The organism is Chromobacterium sp. LK11, assembly GCF_001043705.1.
GTDB classification, from domain to species: Bacteria; Pseudomonadota; Gammaproteobacteria; order Burkholderiales; family Chromobacteriaceae; genus Chromobacterium; species Chromobacterium alkanivorans.
The window spans coordinates 1-14917 of record NZ_LDUR01000028.1 but is presented as its reverse complement, the minus strand read 5'-3'; the positions used below and the strand labels follow the sequence as shown (position 1 = coordinate 14917).

At 66.7% G+C, this 14917-nt stretch carries 15 protein-coding genes; 10 read left to right on the top strand and 5 right to left on the bottom strand.

What is annotated here, in order from left to right:
• The first annotated feature begins 94 nt into the window (after nucleotides 1-94).
• From choX to VK98_RS16840, 4 genes are read left to right on the top strand one after another with little or no spacing between them, the layout of a single operon-like run.
• On the top strand, nucleotides 95-1051 hold the full coding sequence (choX, locus tag VK98_RS16855) for a choline ABC transporter substrate-binding protein (RefSeq protein WP_048415139.1): 957 nt from the start codon (nucleotides 95-97) through the stop codon (nucleotides 1049-1051).
• Complete coding sequence (locus VK98_RS16850) at nucleotides 1048-1950, top strand: 3-keto-5-aminohexanoate cleavage protein (RefSeq protein WP_048415138.1); 903 nt, start codon at nucleotides 1048-1050, stop codon at nucleotides 1948-1950. Before choX ends, VK98_RS16850 begins: the two co-directional genes overlap by 4 nt.
• Before the next feature lies 1 nt (nucleotide 1951).
• Nucleotides 1952-2914 carry an L-carnitine dehydrogenase gene (locus VK98_RS16845; protein WP_048415137.1) on the top strand — a complete coding sequence of 321 codons (963 nt, stop codon included), beginning with the start codon at nucleotides 1952-1954 and terminating at the stop codon, nucleotides 2912-2914.
• Nucleotides 2907-3377 carry a thioesterase family protein gene (locus VK98_RS16840; protein ID WP_048415136.1) on the top strand — a complete coding sequence of 157 codons (471 nt, stop codon included), beginning with the start codon at nucleotides 2907-2909 and terminating at the stop codon, nucleotides 3375-3377. The genes VK98_RS16845 and VK98_RS16840 overlap by 8 nt, the downstream gene beginning before the upstream one ends.
• 294 nt (nucleotides 3378-3671) lie before the next feature.
• On the opposite strand, the gene VK98_RS16835 is transcribed toward VK98_RS16840, so the two are convergent.
• Nucleotides 3672-4601 carry a GlxA family transcriptional regulator gene (locus VK98_RS16835; RefSeq protein ID WP_048415135.1) on the bottom strand — a complete coding sequence of 310 codons (930 nt, stop codon included), beginning with the start codon at nucleotides 4599-4601 and terminating at the stop codon, nucleotides 3672-3674.
• A gap of 309 nt (nucleotides 4602-4910) precedes the next feature.
• Here VK98_RS16835 and VK98_RS16830 point away from each other — a divergent pair, with 309 nt between their 5' ends.
• The 6 genes from VK98_RS16830 (at nucleotide 4911) to VK98_RS22930 (ending at nucleotide 10514) form a co-directional block, all read left to right on the top strand.
• A complete protein-coding gene (locus VK98_RS16830; protein WP_231589309.1) occupies nucleotides 4911-5654 on the top strand; it encodes an ABC transporter substrate-binding protein in 744 nt (247 codons plus the stop codon).
• Nucleotides 5655-6111: 457 nt separating this feature from the next.
• The gene (locus tag VK98_RS16825) at nucleotides 6112-7233 is read left to right on the top strand and encodes a Re/Si-specific NAD(P)(+) transhydrogenase subunit alpha (RefSeq protein ID WP_048415133.1); all 1122 of its coding nucleotides are present in this window, start codon (nucleotides 6112-6114) and stop codon (nucleotides 7231-7233) included.
• A gap of 10 nt (nucleotides 7234-7243) precedes the next feature.
• Entirely contained in the window at nucleotides 7244-7540 is a 297-nt protein-coding gene (locus VK98_RS16820; RefSeq protein WP_019101645.1) for a proton-translocating transhydrogenase family protein, read from the top strand.
• A 9-nt stretch (nucleotides 7541-7549) separates the two neighbouring features.
• Entirely contained in the window at nucleotides 7550-8926 is a 1377-nt protein-coding gene (locus VK98_RS16815) for an NAD(P)(+) transhydrogenase (Re/Si-specific) subunit beta (RefSeq protein ID WP_048415132.1), read from the top strand.
• Nucleotides 8927-9100: 174 nt separating this feature from the next.
• Nucleotides 9101-9772: an META and DUF4377 domain-containing protein gene (locus VK98_RS16810; RefSeq protein WP_048415131.1), complete on the top strand. Its 672-nt coding sequence runs from the start codon at nucleotides 9101-9103 to the stop codon at nucleotides 9770-9772.
• Nucleotides 9773-9836: 64 nt separating this feature from the next.
• Nucleotides 9837-10514 (top strand): META and DUF4377 domain-containing protein, encoded by a 678-nt coding sequence (locus VK98_RS22930; RefSeq protein WP_053077443.1) that lies wholly within the window; start codon nucleotides 9837-9839, stop codon nucleotides 10512-10514.
• A 67-nt stretch (nucleotides 10515-10581) separates the two neighbouring features.
• Here the strand turns inward: VK98_RS22930 and pgi are convergent, their stop codons facing one another.
• From pgi to pgl, 4 genes are read right to left on the bottom strand one after another with little or no spacing between them, the layout of a single operon-like run.
• Entirely contained in the window at nucleotides 10582-12240 is a 1659-nt protein-coding gene (gene pgi, locus VK98_RS16800; protein WP_048415182.1) for a glucose-6-phosphate isomerase, read from the bottom strand.
• Nucleotides 12241-12245: 5 nt separating this feature from the next.
• A complete protein-coding gene (gene hexR / locus VK98_RS16795; protein ID WP_048415130.1) occupies nucleotides 12246-13097 on the bottom strand; it encodes a transcriptional regulator HexR in 852 nt (283 codons plus the stop codon).
• Between the two features lie 4 nt (nucleotides 13098-13101).
• The gene (locus VK98_RS16790; protein ID WP_048415129.1) at nucleotides 13102-14127 is read right to left on the bottom strand and encodes a glucokinase; all 1026 of its coding nucleotides are present in this window, start codon (nucleotides 14125-14127) and stop codon (nucleotides 13102-13104) included.
• Nucleotides 14108-14785 (bottom strand): 6-phosphogluconolactonase, encoded by a 678-nt coding sequence (pgl, locus tag VK98_RS16785; protein ID WP_048415128.1) that lies wholly within the window; start codon nucleotides 14783-14785, stop codon nucleotides 14108-14110. The genes VK98_RS16790 and pgl overlap by 20 nt, the downstream gene beginning before the upstream one ends.
• Nucleotides 14786-14917 lie beyond the last annotated feature (132 nt).

The window sequence follows — 14917 nt, the reverse complement described above, 5'->3', positions numbered from 1 at the left end:
TGAGTCCGCGGCGTCAACATGGTCACGGCCATGCTTTCCAACCTAGCGGCCCGACGCTGTCCGTCGGCGACGGCCGCTTGCGGGAGAGTCGGACATGAAACCTGCCATTCCCTGGCTGGCGTTGCTTTGCGGCGCGCTAGCCGCCCAGACCTGGGCCGCGGAGCCGGAGAGCTGTCGCAAGATCCGCTTCGCCGACATCGGCTGGACCGATATCGCGGCCACCACCGGCCTGGCCACCGCCGTGCTGCAAGGTCTGGGCTACCAGCCCAGCACCCAGCTCGCCTCGGAGCCCATCGCCTTCACCGGGCTCAAAAACCAGCAGATCGACGTTTATCTCGGCTATTGGGTGCCGTCGCAAACGCCGGCCATCACGCCCTTTCTACAGGCCAAGGCGCTGCAAGTGCTGCCGGAACCCAATCTGATCGGCGCCAAATACACGCTGGCGGTGCCCAGCCAGGTTGCGGAGCAGGGCCTGCGCACCTTCGCCGACATCGCGCGCTTTCGCGAACAGCTGGACGGCAAGATCTACGGCATCGAATCCGGCAGCCAGGGCAACGCCATCATCAAGCGGATGATCGCCAACAACGATTTCGGCCTGCAAGGCTTCACCCTGGTGGAATCCAGCGAGAGCGGCATGCTGGCCGCGGTGTCCCGGGCGATACGGCAAAAGCGCATGGCGGTGTTCCTGGCCTGGGAGCCCCATCCGATGAACTATCTGATGCGGCTGAGCTATCTGGACGGCGGCGACAAAGTCTTCGGCGCCAAATACGGAGGCTCCAAGGTCTATACCGTGGTGGCCAACGGTTTCATGCAACGCTGCCCCAACGCCGGGCGGCTGATCGGCCAGCTCCGCTTCAGCCTGGACATGGAAAACCAGGTGATGAACGCCATCCTCAAACGGGTCCCGCCCGCGCGCGCCGCGCGCCAATGGCTGCAAGCCAACCCCCAGCCGCTGGCGCGCTGGCTGGACGGCGTCGCCACCTTTGACGGCAAACCCGGCCTGCCCGCGGTCCAGGCCTATCTGCGCCAAGGCGAAGGGAGCGGGCCATGAACCGGGACATCGTGCTGAGCTGCGCGGTCACCGGCGCCGGCGACACCGTGGGCAAGCACCCGGCGATACCGGTCACGCCCAAGCAGATCGCCGCCGCCGCGGTAGAGGCGGCGCGCGCCGGCGCCACCGTGGTGCACTGCCATGTGCGCGACCCGCTCACCGGCAAGGGCAGCCGCGACCCGGCGCTGTACCGCGAGCTGGTGGAGCGCATCCGCGCATCCGGCGTGGACATGATTCTCAACCTGACCGCCGGCATGGGCGGCGACGTGGAGTTCGGCCCCGGCGAGCGACCACTGCCGCTGGGGCCGGGCACCGATCTGGTCGGCGGCCTGGAGCGCCTGCTGCACGTAGAGGAGCTGCGCCCGGAAATCTGCACGCTGGACTGCGGCACCCTCAATTTCGGCGACGGCGACTTCATCTACGTCGCCACCCCCGGGCAGCTGCGCGACGGCGCGCGGCGCATCCAGCAACTGGGGGTCAAGCCGGAACTGGAAGTCTTCGACACCGGCCATCTGCGCTTCGCCAAACAGCTGCTGAGCGAAGGGCTGCTGGACTCGCCGCCGCTGTTCCAGCTGTGCCTGGGCATTCCCTGGGGCGCGCCGGCCGACACCACCACGATGAAGGCCATGGTGGACAGCCTGCCGCCGGGCGCGCAGTGGGCGGCTTTCGGCATCGGCCGGCTGCAAATGCCCATGGTGGCGCAGGCGGCGCTGCTGGGCGGCCATGTCCGGGTGGGGCTGGAAGACAATCTGTACCTGGCCAAAGGCGTGTACGCCAGCAACGGCGCGCTGGTGGACCAGGCGCGGCGGCTGCTGGAGCTGATGGGCGCTCGGGTGCTGACGCCGGCGGAAGGCCGGATCACGCTGGGCTTGCCGCCGCGCGGCGGAAAAGGAGATTGAGATGGCTTACCGTACCGACATCGCCACCTTCGGCGTGCTGGGCGCCGGCGTCATCGGCGGCGGCTGGGCCTGCCGCGCGCTGGCGGCCGGCTGCGACGTGCTGGCCTGGGACCCGGCGCCGCAGGCCGAAACCCGGCTGCGCGCCCAAGTGGAGCGCGCCTGGCCGGCGCTGGAACGCCGCGGCCTGGCCGCCGGCGCGTCCCCCGAGCGGCTGAGCTTCGTCGCGCGGCTGGAGGATTGCGCCGCCGCCGATTTCATCCAGGAAAGCGCGCCGGAAACGCTGGCGCTGAAGCGGGAACTGCACCGCCGCATCGACGCGGCCGCCGCGGAAACGGTCATCATCGCCTCCTCCACCTCGGGCCTGCTGCCCTCGGAGTTCTATCAGGACGTCCGCCATCCGCAGCGCTGCGTGGTGGGCCACCCCTTCAACCCGGTCTATCTGCTGCCGCTGGTCGAGGTGCTGGGCGGACGCGATACCGCGCCGCAGGCGCTGGACGCCGCCCAGCGCATTTACGCGGCACTCGGCATGCGGCCGCTGCGCGTGCGCCGCGAGGTGCCCGGCTTCATCGCCGACCGGCTGTTGGAAGCCCTGTGGCGGGAGGCCTTGCATCTGGTCAACGACGGCGTGGCCACCACCGGCGAAATCGACGACGCCATCCGCTTCGGCGCCGGCCTGCGCTGGGCCTTCATGGGCACCTTCCAGACTTACACCCTGGCCGGCGGCGAAGCCGGCATGCGCCATTTCCTGAAGCAATTCGGCCCGGCGCTGCAACTGCCCTGGACCCGGCTGCCGGCGCCCGAACTGAGCGAGGCGCTGATAGACCAGGTGGTGGACGGTTGCGCGCGCCAGCTTGGCCAACGTTCGATCGCGGAACTGGAACGTTATCGCGACGACTGCCTGATCGGCGTCATGGAAGCGGTGGCGGCCGCCAAGCGCAAACATGGTCTGCAAGCTCATGAGTAAGCGCCTCGCCCTGTACCGCGCGACGACGCGGCCGGACTGGCTGGACTACAACGGCCATGTGCGCGACGCCTATTACCTGCTGGTGTTCAGCCACGCCGTGGACGCGCTGATGGAGCGCATCGGCATGGACGCCGCGGCGCGCGAGCGCAGCGGCCACACCCTGTACACGGCGGAGGCCCATCTGCGCTATCTGCGCGAAATCCGCCAGCAGACCGCCTTGCGGGTGGACGGACAGTTGCTGGCCCACGACGCCAAGCGCTTGCGGCTCCATCTCAGTCTGCATCGCGACGAGGAGGCCGACGCCGCAGCCAGCTGTGAACTGATGCTGCTCAATGTGGACGGCCGCCAGGGCCGGAGCGCGCCGTTCTCCACGCCGGTGCGGCAAAGCCTGGACGCGCTGGCGCGCCAGCAAGCCGGCCTGCCTTGGCCCGAGGACTGCGGCCGCCGCATCGAGATGATTTGAGCGGCTCACTTCGCGTCTCGCCGCCGCTCACCCTTAGACCCGCTAACAAAACCCCTGATCCTGCGTTGCGCCTCCTTGTCGTACTACTTGTACTGCCTGCGTCGGCGCGCCTTGGCTCAGGTAGGTTGCGCGGTTTTGTTAGCGACTCTTAGAACCTGTTTACGATCTGCTGCGCTGCGTGGAGCGTTACACGGTGAGTACCGCTTCGAAATGCTCATGTACCACGAGTACATTCCGCTTTCTCAGCGGTTTTCGCCTTGTCTCGCTCTTGCTCGCGAGATCGTAAACAGGTTCTTAGCGCCGCTCCGCTCCCGGCGCGCAGCCAAAGCGGCGGCGGTAAGCGCGCGCGAAATAACTGGCGGACTCGAAGCCGCAAGCCGCACTGACCTGGGTGACGTTGAGCCCGCTCTGGCACAGCAAGCGCCGCCCGTGTTCCAGACGCAGCCCCAGGTAAAAGACATTGGGCGCCGCGCCCAACTGCGCGCGGAACAAACGTTGCAGCTGACGCGCCGTCACCCCCGCCCCGGCCGCCAAGGCCGCGCTGTCCAGCGGCGCGTCCATATGTTTTTCCATCAGGGTCAGGGCCTGGATCAGCTTGCGGCTGTGCACGCCGTAACGCGCGCCCAGCTCCAGCCGCTGATGATCGCTCTGGGCGCGGATGCGCCCCAGCACGAACTGTTCCGATACCTGCACCGCCAGCTCATGGCCATGGCTGCGCGCCATCAAGGCCAGCATCATGTCGATGGAGGCGGTGCCGCCGGCGGAACTGATGCGCCGCGGCCCCAGTTCGTAAAGCTCCTGGGTGGCGTTGAGCAGCGGATAACGCTCGCGGAACGCCGGCAGCGCCTCCCAGTGCAGGGTCAGCCGCTGCTGCCGGAACAGCCCGGCCTCGGCCAGGAGGAAACAGCCGGTGTCGATGCCGCCCAGCACGCGGCCGGCGGCGTCCTGGCCGCGCAGCCAGGCCAGCAGGCCGGCGCCGCCGTGGCGCAGCGGATGGAAACCGGCCGCCACCAGCACCGCGTCGGCCGCCTCCGCCTCGTCCCAGGCGCCGTGCGCCGCCACGGACATGCCGTTGCTGGCGACAACCGGCCGGCCGTCGGCGCTCAACAGCCGCCAGCGATAGGCGCCGTCGCGGAAGCGGTTGGCCACGCGCAAGGGCTCGGTGGCCGCCAGCAAACCCAGCATGGAAAACTCGGGCAGCAACACAAAGCTGAAGTCCCGCATGCTCAGCCCTCGTCCGCGGCGATGATCAAATCCATGGCGCGCCTTCGTTAAATATGTTTACAATCAACAGCCTACCGTTCATTCACTGCAAACGGCAAGCCAACGCGCGGCCATCCACGCCGATCCGCGCCGCGCCAGCCAATGGGACAGGTTGCCGATGCGGACATTTCCAATACCATATTGTTTCCATGGTTTTTTTCGGAACGGTGAATTTTTCCGCCCGCGCCGCGCCCGGCCATCCGATAATGACCCACTGGCCGCAGTCGGCAGCGCGGGGCCGCCGACGCCCGTTCGCACCTGTTCATCATTGTGAAACTCAAGTCCCTTTTGGCTCTGGTCTGCCTGATGGCCGGCATGCAGCGCGCGGCGGCGGAGCCGCCGCTGGTCTTCGCCTACAATCTGTTCCCGCCCTGGAAAACCATGGACGCGCGCGGCGCGCCGCAAGGACCGTACACCGAGCTGATGCGCGAGATGGCCAGGCGCGCCAAGCTGCGGCTGGTCTTCCTGCCCTGCCCGCTGGCGCGCTGTCTGCAATACATGCGCCAGGGCAAGGCCGACGTGGTGATAGGCGTGAAGAACACCGCCGCCCGCCGCGAGTTCATCGACTTCATCGACCCCGCCTTCGCCAGCGGCAGCCGGCTGGCGCTGTATCAGCGCGCCGACGACCCGCGGCCGCTGCGCAGCTACCGCCAGCTCTATCCCTTTCTGATCGGCGTGGTGGAGGGCGTGCGTTATCAGGACGAGTTCGATGGCGACCTGCGCCTGCGGCGCGAGCCGGCCCCGTCGCTGGACTCCAACTTCCGCAAGCTCAAGGCCGGCCGCATCGACGCCCTGATCGCCGACGAGCGCCAAACCGCCGAGCTGGCCGCCGACGCCGAATTCCGCCGCTACGTGAGGCGCGCGCCGCTGCTGCTGTATTCGCCGGAGCCGCGCCGCATCGGCCTGTCCCCGCGCTCGCCGCACAAACGCCGCATCGCGCTGGCGATGCGCTCCATGCTGCAGGACGGCACCGTGGCGCGCCTGCTGGCCGAATCCCAGAAGCCCCTCTCCTAGCCGCCGTCGCGCGCGCGCAACAGCCCAAGCCGCCCGGCGCGGCCGCGCTCCCGGGCTGGCAACTGGCGCATGGCGCAGCTTTACAAGCCGCGCCGTCAACGCTAGTGTCGTGCATAAGCCTTGCCGGCAGCATATGCGCGTCGACCGGCCTCATCCGCCTCCGCGCCTTGTTCCGCCTGCCCGCCCACGGTCGCTTCGCCGTCTTTCTTCCGCAATTCCGTTCCAACAGCCGTTGACTGGCCTCTGTCTGATTCACGTCACATCGCTGCTGTAGGGTTTTGCTAGCATCCGGCCCTTTCACCGTCGAAATTGTCCGACGGTATACGGTCGGCAATATAAGTGTTGCGCGGGGAAATCCCGCATGCCTTTAATTGAATTCAAACGCTCGTTCGATTCAGCCACGCACGGGCGTTCGCTATCTGGAATCTTTGTTATCTAATCGCAGGAAAGGAAGACCATGCATATCGCTATCCCAGCCGAGAGGCTGGCCGGTGAACACCGCGTGGCCGCTACGCCGGACACGGTGAAGAAGCTCGTCGCCGGCGGCCACGCCGTCACGGTGGAAAGCGGCGCCGGCCTCGCGGCCGCGCAGCCGGACGCGGCGTATCAGGAAGCCGGAGCCGCCATCGCGGCGGACCGGGCCGCGGCGCTGGCCCAGGCCGACATCGTGCTGACGGTGCGCCCGCTGGACGAGGACGGCATCGCCGCGCTGAAGGACGGCGCCACGCTGATAGGCCAGCTCAACCCCTACCACAACCACAGCCTGCCGGCGCTGGCCGCCAAGCGCGTATCCGCCTTCGCGCTGGAATTGCTGCCGCGCAGCACCCGCGCGCAGAGCATGGACGTGCTCTCCAGCCAGAACAACATCGCCGGCTACCGCGCGGTGCTGCTGGCCACCCAGCACTACCCGCGCTTCATGCCGATGCTGATGACCGCCGCCGGCACGGTGAAGCCGGCGCGGCTGCTGATTCTGGGCGTGGGCGTGGCCGGCCTGCAGGCCATCGCCACCGGCAAGCGCCTGGGCGCGGTGGTGGAGGCCTTCGACGTGCGGCCGGCCACCAAGGAGCAGGTGGAGTCGCTGGGCGCCAAGTTCATCGAGGTGCCGATGAGCGAGGAAGAGAAAATGGCCAATAGCGGCGTTTACGCCAAGGAAATGTCCGAGAGCTACCGCCAGCGTCAGGGCGAACTGGTGGCCAAGCACGCCAAGGCGGCGGACATCGTGATCACCACCGCGCTGATCCCCGGCAAGCCAGCGCCCAAGCTGCTGTCGGCCGAGGTGGTGGCGGAAATGAAGCCGGGCTCGGTGATCGTGGACCTGGCGGCGGAAACCGGCGGCAACTGCGCGCACACCCGCCCCGGCGAAACCGTGCGCCTGGACAACGGCGTCACCGTGGTGGGCCAGACCAATCTGCCCGGCCTGCTGGCGGCGGACGCCTCCAGCCTGTACGCCAGAAATCTGCTGACCTTCCTCGGCCTGCTGCTGACCCCGGAAGGCCTGAACCTCAACCTGGAAGACGAACTGCTGTCCGCCACGCTGGTCACCCACGCCGGCCAGGTTCGTTTCCCCGCCGCCGATTAAGGAGAACAAGATGGTAGATCCCTTCATCACCAGCCTCACCGTCTTCGTGCTGGCCGTCTTCGTCGGCTACCACGTGGTCTGGAACGTCACCCCGGCGCTGCACACCCCGCTGATGGCGGTGACCAACGCCATTTCCGGCATCATCATCGTCGGCGCCATGCTGCAGGTGGTGGACATCAACGGTTCCGAAATCACCCTCACCTCGGTGTTGGGCACCATCGGCATCTTCCTCGCCAGCATCAATATCTTCGGTGGCTTCCTGGTCACCCAGAGGATGCTGGACATGTTCAAGAAAAAGAAGAAATAAGGGACCAAGATGGAAAACCTGTCCGCAATTCTTTATCTCGTGGCCGCGGTGCTGTTCATCCTGGCGCTCAAGGGCCTGTCCAGCCCGGCCTCCGCGCTGCGCGGCAACCTCTACGGCATGATAGGCATGCTCATCGCGGTGGCCACCACGCTGCTGATCATGGACAAGCCGGTGCTGGCGCTGATCGCGTCCGCCATCGTCGCCGGCGGCGCCATCGGCGCGTGGAAGGCCAAGACCGTGCAGATGACCGGCATGCCGGAGCTGGTGGCGGCGATGCACTCGCTGGTGGGCCTGTCCGCGGTGCTGATCGCGGTGGCGGCCATCTTCCACAGCGGCGTGGAGCACACCCAGGTGCAAAAGGTGGAGCTGTTCATCGGCGCCTTCATCGGCGCGATCACCTTCACCGCCTCGGTGATCGCCTACGGCAAGCTGTCCGGCAAGTTCGGCTCCAAGGCCGTGAACTTCAAGGGCCAGCATCTGCTTAATCTGCTGCTGGCCGTCGCCATGGTCGGCTTCGGCGTGGTCTACTTCCTCAGCGACAGCCAGGCCGCCTTCCTGACCATGCTGGCCATCGCGCTGGCGCTGGGGGTGACGCTGATCATCCCGATCGGCGGCGCCGACATGCCGGTGGTGGTGTCCATGCTGAACTCCTACTCCGGCTGGGCGGCCGCCGGCATCGGCTTCACGCTGAACAACCCGGTGCTGATCATCGCCGGCGCCTGCGTCGGCGCTTCCGGCGCGATTCTGTCCTACATCATGTGCAAGGCGATGAACCGCTCCATCGTCGCGGTGCTGCTGGGCGGCTTCGGCGCCGAAGCGGCCGCCGGCGGCGGCGCCGGCGACAGCGGGCCCAAGAACCACAAGTCCGGCTCCGCCGAGGACGCCGCCTTCCTGATGGCCAACGCCGACAGCGTGATCATCGTCCCCGGCTACGGCCTGGCGGTGTCGCGCGCTCAGCACGCCCTGCAGGAGTTCGCCGAAATCCTGCACCAGAAAGGCGTCAACGTGCGCTACGCCATCCACCCGGTGGCGGGACGGATGCCGGGCCATATGAATGTGCTGCTGGCCGAGGCCGAGGTGCCCTACGAGCATGTGCTGGAAATGGAGGAGATCAACTCCGACTTCTCCAACACCGACGTGGTGCTGGTGATAGGCGCCAACGACGTGGTCAATCCGGCCGCGCAGAAGGACAAGACCAGCCCGATCTACGGCATGCCCATCCTGGACGCCCACAAATCGCGCAGCGTGATCGTGGTCAAACGCTCGATGAACGCCGGCTACGCCGGCCTGGACAACGAGCTGTTCTACATGGACAAGACCATGATGGTGTTCGGCGACGCCAAGAAGGTGGTGGAGGAACTGCTCAAGGGAGTGGAGCAGCTGTAAAACGCCAAACCATGCCTTCGGCATTTCAAAACCGCCCAATGTTTTAAGCTTGGGCGGTTTTTTGTTTCCGTCTATTTCGCCGTCCGCTTTTTCGCCGCGCCGCGCTTCACAAGCGACGGCTGCCCGGTGTATTGTAAACAAATATTAGTTTTTGTTTATACATGGAGTATGGCAATGCAAAACACTGGCTTCTCCGCCCGGCGCCTGGCGGCGCTGTGGCTGGGCGCGCTGGCCTTGCCGCTGCCGGCGCTGGCCATGCCCAATCTGCAGGGAACCGAATGGCGGATGGTGGCGCCGGCGCCCGCGGGCCAGCCGCCCACCGTGGCCTTCCAGCCGGGCAAGATCACCGGCTTCGCCGGCTGCAACCGCTTCGTCCGCACCGTGGACGCCCAGGGCAAGCCGCAGGTGGCCACCACCCGCATGGCCTGCCAAGCGCCGCTGATGGAGATGGAACAGCACTTCGTCGCCTTCCTCTCCAGCCCCTTCCGCGTGCTGCCGGATGGCCGGGCGCAGAACCTGGTGCTGAAGTCGGAGCGCGCCGAATACCGCTTCGTGCGCTTGACCCCCAACGCCGACCCGGCGGCGCAGCCGGCCAAGCTGCAATACCTGTACGTGGCGCCTGAACGCCAGGCCTGCCACAACGGCGAAGCCGCGCGCGACTGCCTGCAGGTGCGCGAGCGCGCCGAGCAAAGCTGGCGGCCGCTGCAAGGCGAAATCGCCGGCTTTCACCCCAAGCCCGGCGTCAGCTACTACATCAAGCTGAAACCGGAGGCGCAGGCCGACGCCGGCGCGCGCTGGACGCTGGAACGCATCGTCTACAGCGAGGAAGTCAGCAAGCTGCGCTGAACTCTCGAGGCCGGCCAGCGCTCCAAGCGCAGTCCGCCCATGACCTTAACCACGGAATACGATAATGAAAAAATCGCTTTTGCTCGCCGCTCTGACCGCAGCCGCCCTGAGCGCCTGCGCCACCCCGCAAACCGGAGCCAAAATGGACGCCCAAGCGGAGATCAAACTGGACGCGCTGGCCGGCCAATGGAAACAGGACGCCGCCGAGCACCCGATCACCCTCAGCTTCAAGGACGGCGGCGTGTCCGCCCGCGCCGGCTGCAACGGCATGTTCGGCCCGGTGTCGCTGGAAGGCGGCAAACTGGTCAGCAAGCAACTGGCCAGCACCCTGATGATGTGTCCGCCGGAGGCGATGGAGCGCGACCGCGCGCTGGCCGCCTTCCTGGGCGCCAAGCCCGCGGTCAAGCTGAACGGCGACAAGCTGACGCTACAGGCCGGCGACAAGACGCTGAGCTTTGAGCGCCAGCCTTCGCTGGAAGGCGGCGTCACCCGCTTCGTCTACGTGGCCGCCGAGCGCAAGCCCTGCACCGGCGTGGCGCCGATGCAATGCCTGCAGATCCGCGAAAGCAAGGACCAGCCGTGGCAGCTGCACTACGGCGAGATCGAGGGCTTCAAGCCGGAGCCGGGCATCGCCTACCGCCTGCGCCTGAAAGAGTTCAAGGTGGAGAACCCGCCGGCCGACGCTTCGTCCATCCGCTGGGTGCTGGACATGGTGGTGGAGCAGGAAGTCGTCAAGAAATAAGCGGCGGTGTGACCCCAATAAAAACGCGAGGCCTCGGCCTCGCGTTTTTATTGGTCCGGCGTCCGGCTCAGCACTTGCAGTCGTCGGCGTTGACCTGGCGGTACAGCTCGATCAAGCGGCGGGTGGAGCTGTCGTGCTCGGCGTGCTTGAGCTTGCCGGTCAGCTCCGCGTGTATGGTCTTGGCCAGCTGCTTGCCCAGTTCCACGCCCCATTGGTCGAAGCTGTTGATGTGCCAGATCACGCCCTGGACGAAGATCTTGTGCTCGTACAGCGCGACCAGCGAACCCAGATTGCGCGGGTTCAGGCGGCTCATCAGCAAGGTGTTGGTGGGACGGTTGCCGCCGAACACCTTGTGCGGCACCAGCGCTTCCAGCGCCTCGCCCTTGAGGCCCTGCTCCTTAAGCTCCGCGCGCACCTCGTCCGCGGTCTTGCCGCGCATGAAGGCCTCGGCCTGGGCGAACACATTGGCCAGCAGGATTTCATGGTGGCCCGGCAGGCTGGAGCAGTTCTGCACCGAGGCGATCAAGTCGATAGGCGAGATGTGGGTGCCCTGGTGCAGGAGCTGGAAGAAAGCGTGCTGACCGTTGATGCCGGTCTCGCCCCAGATGATGGGCGCGGTTTCAAAGTTCACCGGCTGGCCGTCCAGCATCACCTGCTTGCCGTTGGACTCCATGTCCAGTTGCTGGATGAAGGCCGGCAGGCGGTGCAGGTATTGATCGTAAGGCGCGACCACATGGCTGCCGCCGCCGTAGTAGTTGATGTACCAGACGCCTATCATGGCCAGCAGCACCGGCATGTTCTGTTCGAACGGCGCGTTCTTGAAATGCTGGTCCATGATGTGGGCGCCGTTGAGGAGTTCGGTGAAGTTCTCCTCGCCCAGGTAGAGCATGATGGGCAGGCCGATGGCCGACCACAGGCTGTAGCGGCCGCCCACCCAGTCCCAGAATTCGAACATGTTCGACGGATCGATGCCGAAATCCGCCACCGCCTTCTGGTTGGTGGACACCGCGACGAAGTGCTTGGCCACCGCGCTTTCATCGCGCGAGCGCTGCAGGAACCAGTCGCGCGCGGTCAACGCGTTGGTCAGCGTCTCCTGAGTGGTGAAGGTCTTGGACTCCACCACGAACAACGTGGTCTCGGAATGGACCTTCTTCAGCGTTTCCTTGAGCTGGGCGCCGTCCACATTGGAAACGAAGTGCATGTTCAGCCGCGGGTGGCCGAAAGGCTTGAGCGCGCTACAGACCATCAGCGGGCCCAGGTCCGAGCCGCCGATGCCGATGTTGACGATGTCGGTGATCGGCTGGTTGGTGTAGCCCAGCCATTCGCCGGAACGCACCGCGTGGGCGAACTTGCCCATGCGCTCCAGCACCGAGTTGACCTTGGGCATCACGTCCTCGCCGTCCACGTGGATGGGCGAATTGGTGCGGTTGCGCAGCGCCACGTGCAGCACCGCGCGGTTTTCGGTGCTGTTGAGCTTCTCGCCCTTGAACATGGCCTTGATCTTGGCCGGCAGTCCGGCTTCGCGCGCCAGCTGCATCAGGCCCTTCAGGGTGTCGTCGGTGATGCGGTTCTTGGAGTAGTCGAGGAACAGGCCGCCCACCTCCAGCGCATAGCGCTCCGCCCGCTCCGGATCGGAGGCGAACAAATCGCGCATGTGCTGGTGCTTGGCCTCGGCAAAATGGTCCCATAGTGCTTGCCAGGCCGGCAGTTCGGTCAGTCCGCTCATGATGGTCAATCCTCTTCGGTTTTGTTGTCCAGCCTGCGGTTCTTCAGGCTGTGCTTGGTTTTTTCCAGTTGGCTGATCAGGCCCGGCCCGCGCTTGAGCGCCACGCTCACCGCCAGGATGTCGATCTGCACCAGGTGCACGATGCGCGAAATCATCGGGCTGTAGGTTTCATTGTCTTCGAGCGTGTCGGCGATCAAGGCCACGGTGGAGCGGCGCGCCAGCGGCGAGCCGCTGGTGGTCAGCGCCACCACGCTGGCGCCGGCGGACAAGGCCACGTCCACCGCCTCCAGCAGTTCCAGCGTGCGGCCGGAGCTGGAAATCGCCACCAGCACGTCGCCCGGGCCCAGCACCGACGCCGCCATCATCTGGATGTGGGTGTCGGAATAGGCGACGGTGGGAATGCCGAAGCGGAAGAATTTATGCTGGGCGTCGGCGGCGATGATGCCGGAGTTGCCCAGGCCGTAGAACTCGATGCGGCGCGCGTCGGTCAGCAAGCGCACCGCGGATTCTATCGACTGCGGATTGACGTCGTTGCGGCACTTGAGCAGCGCGGACACGGTGTTGTCGAACACCTTGGCGACGATTTCCGAGGTGGGGTCTTCCGGGCGCACGCTGGAGTGCACATAGGGCACGCCGGTGACCAGGCTGCCGGCCAGCTTCAGTTTGAAGTCCGGCAGGCCGGAACAGCCCACGGTGCGGCAAAAGCGGATCACGGTGGGCTGGCTGACGCCGGCGTTCTTGGCGATGTCGGCCACCGCCGCCTGGATCACGGTGTAAGGCTGTTCCAGCACCAGCTCGGCCACTTTGCGCTCGGCCGAGGACAGGATCTCCAATTGGCTCCTGATACGTTCAAGCATGTATTTACTCTCCTGCCGCGCCGTCGTCAGGATGCGCCCGGGGTCGGGCGCGGGCGTTCGCCAGTTCGGCCGCCAGATGGGCGGCCACGCCCGGCAGGGCCGGGTAGGAGCTGACGATCAGATAGACCGGAATCGCGGCCAGATAGCCGGACATCCGTCCCTTATCCTCGAAGCGGCGGCGGAATGGTGATTGTTCAAAAAAACCGCGTAGACGCGGCACGATACCACCACCTAGATACACGCCGCCACGGGCGCCGAGATTCAGGGCCAGATTCGCCGCCGCGCCGCCCAGCATGCCGCAGAACACTTCCAGGGTTTCGCGACAGCGCGGACAGGCGCCGGACAGACCGCGCGCGGTGACCTCGGCCGGGTCCAGCGCCGCGACCGTTTCGCCGGCGCGTTCGCACAAGGCCTGATAAATCAAGGGGATGCCGGATCCGGACAGCAGGCGTTCGGCGGACACGTGGCCGAAGCGCCGCATCGCGTGGCGCCAGACGTCGGCTTCGCGCTCGTCAAACGGAGAGAAACCGACGTGGCCGCCCTCGCCGGACAAGGGCGCGCAGCCGCCCGGATAGGGAATCAGCGCCGAAACGCCCAGACCGGTGCCGGGGCCGATCAGCGCCAGCGGCGCGCCGGCCTCCGCCTCGCCGCCGCCGATGCGCAGCAGCTCGCCGGCCGGCAGATGCGGCAGGGCCAGCGCCAGCGCAGTGAAATCGTTGATCACCAGCAGCGTGGTCAGGCCCAGCGCCTGGCGCGTGGCTTCGATGGAAAACGCCCAATGGTGATTGGTCATCTGCACCCAGTCGCCCAGCACCGGGTTGGCGATGCCGAAGGCGGCGTGGGCGATCGCGCGCGCGCCGGCCAGGTCCAGATAGGCGCGCACCGCGTCCAGCAACGTGGGATAGCCGGCGCAGGGCAGCACCTCGATGTCCTCGATCACGCCGGGCGCGGTCTCCAGCGCGAAGCGGGCGTTGCTGCCGCCGATGTCGGCCAGCAGCCGCGGCCATTGCTTAGGCAGACCAGTAGACATCCAGCTCCACCTTGTCCTGGGCCAGGAAATGGCTGATCGGCAGCGCGTCGCTGACGCCCTGGGCGGCGGCGTCCAGCACCTGGCGCTTGCTGTCGCCCTGGATGGACAGGATCAAACAACCGGCGCGCAGCAGAGCGGCGTAGCTCATCGACACCCGGCGGTGCGGCGCGGTCTTGGGCGTCACCGCCAGGAAGGCGGCGGCGGACGCCGGGTCCAGGCCGGCCGCCAGCTCGTCGGCGCCGGGGAACAGCGAGGCGGTGTGGCCGTCCTCGCCCATGCCCAGGATGGCGACGGTGGGCGGAACGAAAGCGGCGTTGGCGCGCGCCACGTCGGCGTCGATGTCGACGGCGTCGTCGACCAGGGGCAGGAAGCGCGCCTCCGCGGCGCGGTCGCGCAGCAGGTGGGCGCGCACCAGCGCGGCGTTGCTGTCCGGATGGCTGTCCGGCACAAAGCGCTCGTCCACCAGGGTGACGGTCACCTTGGACCAGTCTATCGCCATGGTGCTGAGCATCTGGAAGAAGGGAATCGGCGATTTGCCGCCGGACACCGCCAGCACGGCGGCGCCCTGGCTGGCGATGGCGGCGCCCAGCCTGGCGGCCACGCTATTGGCCAGCGCAGTGGACTGTTGCTCGCTATCGGAAAATTCTACGCAGTTCATCAGCGGCGCTCCGCGGGTAAAAAGTTAAGGTCAAGCATCGCAGCCCCGAGATCGAGACGCGCAGCAAACGGTCAGCATGGGACAGCCATCGTCGCGAGCGCCTCGAGGTCGAAGCGAGACGCGCAGCCGTAC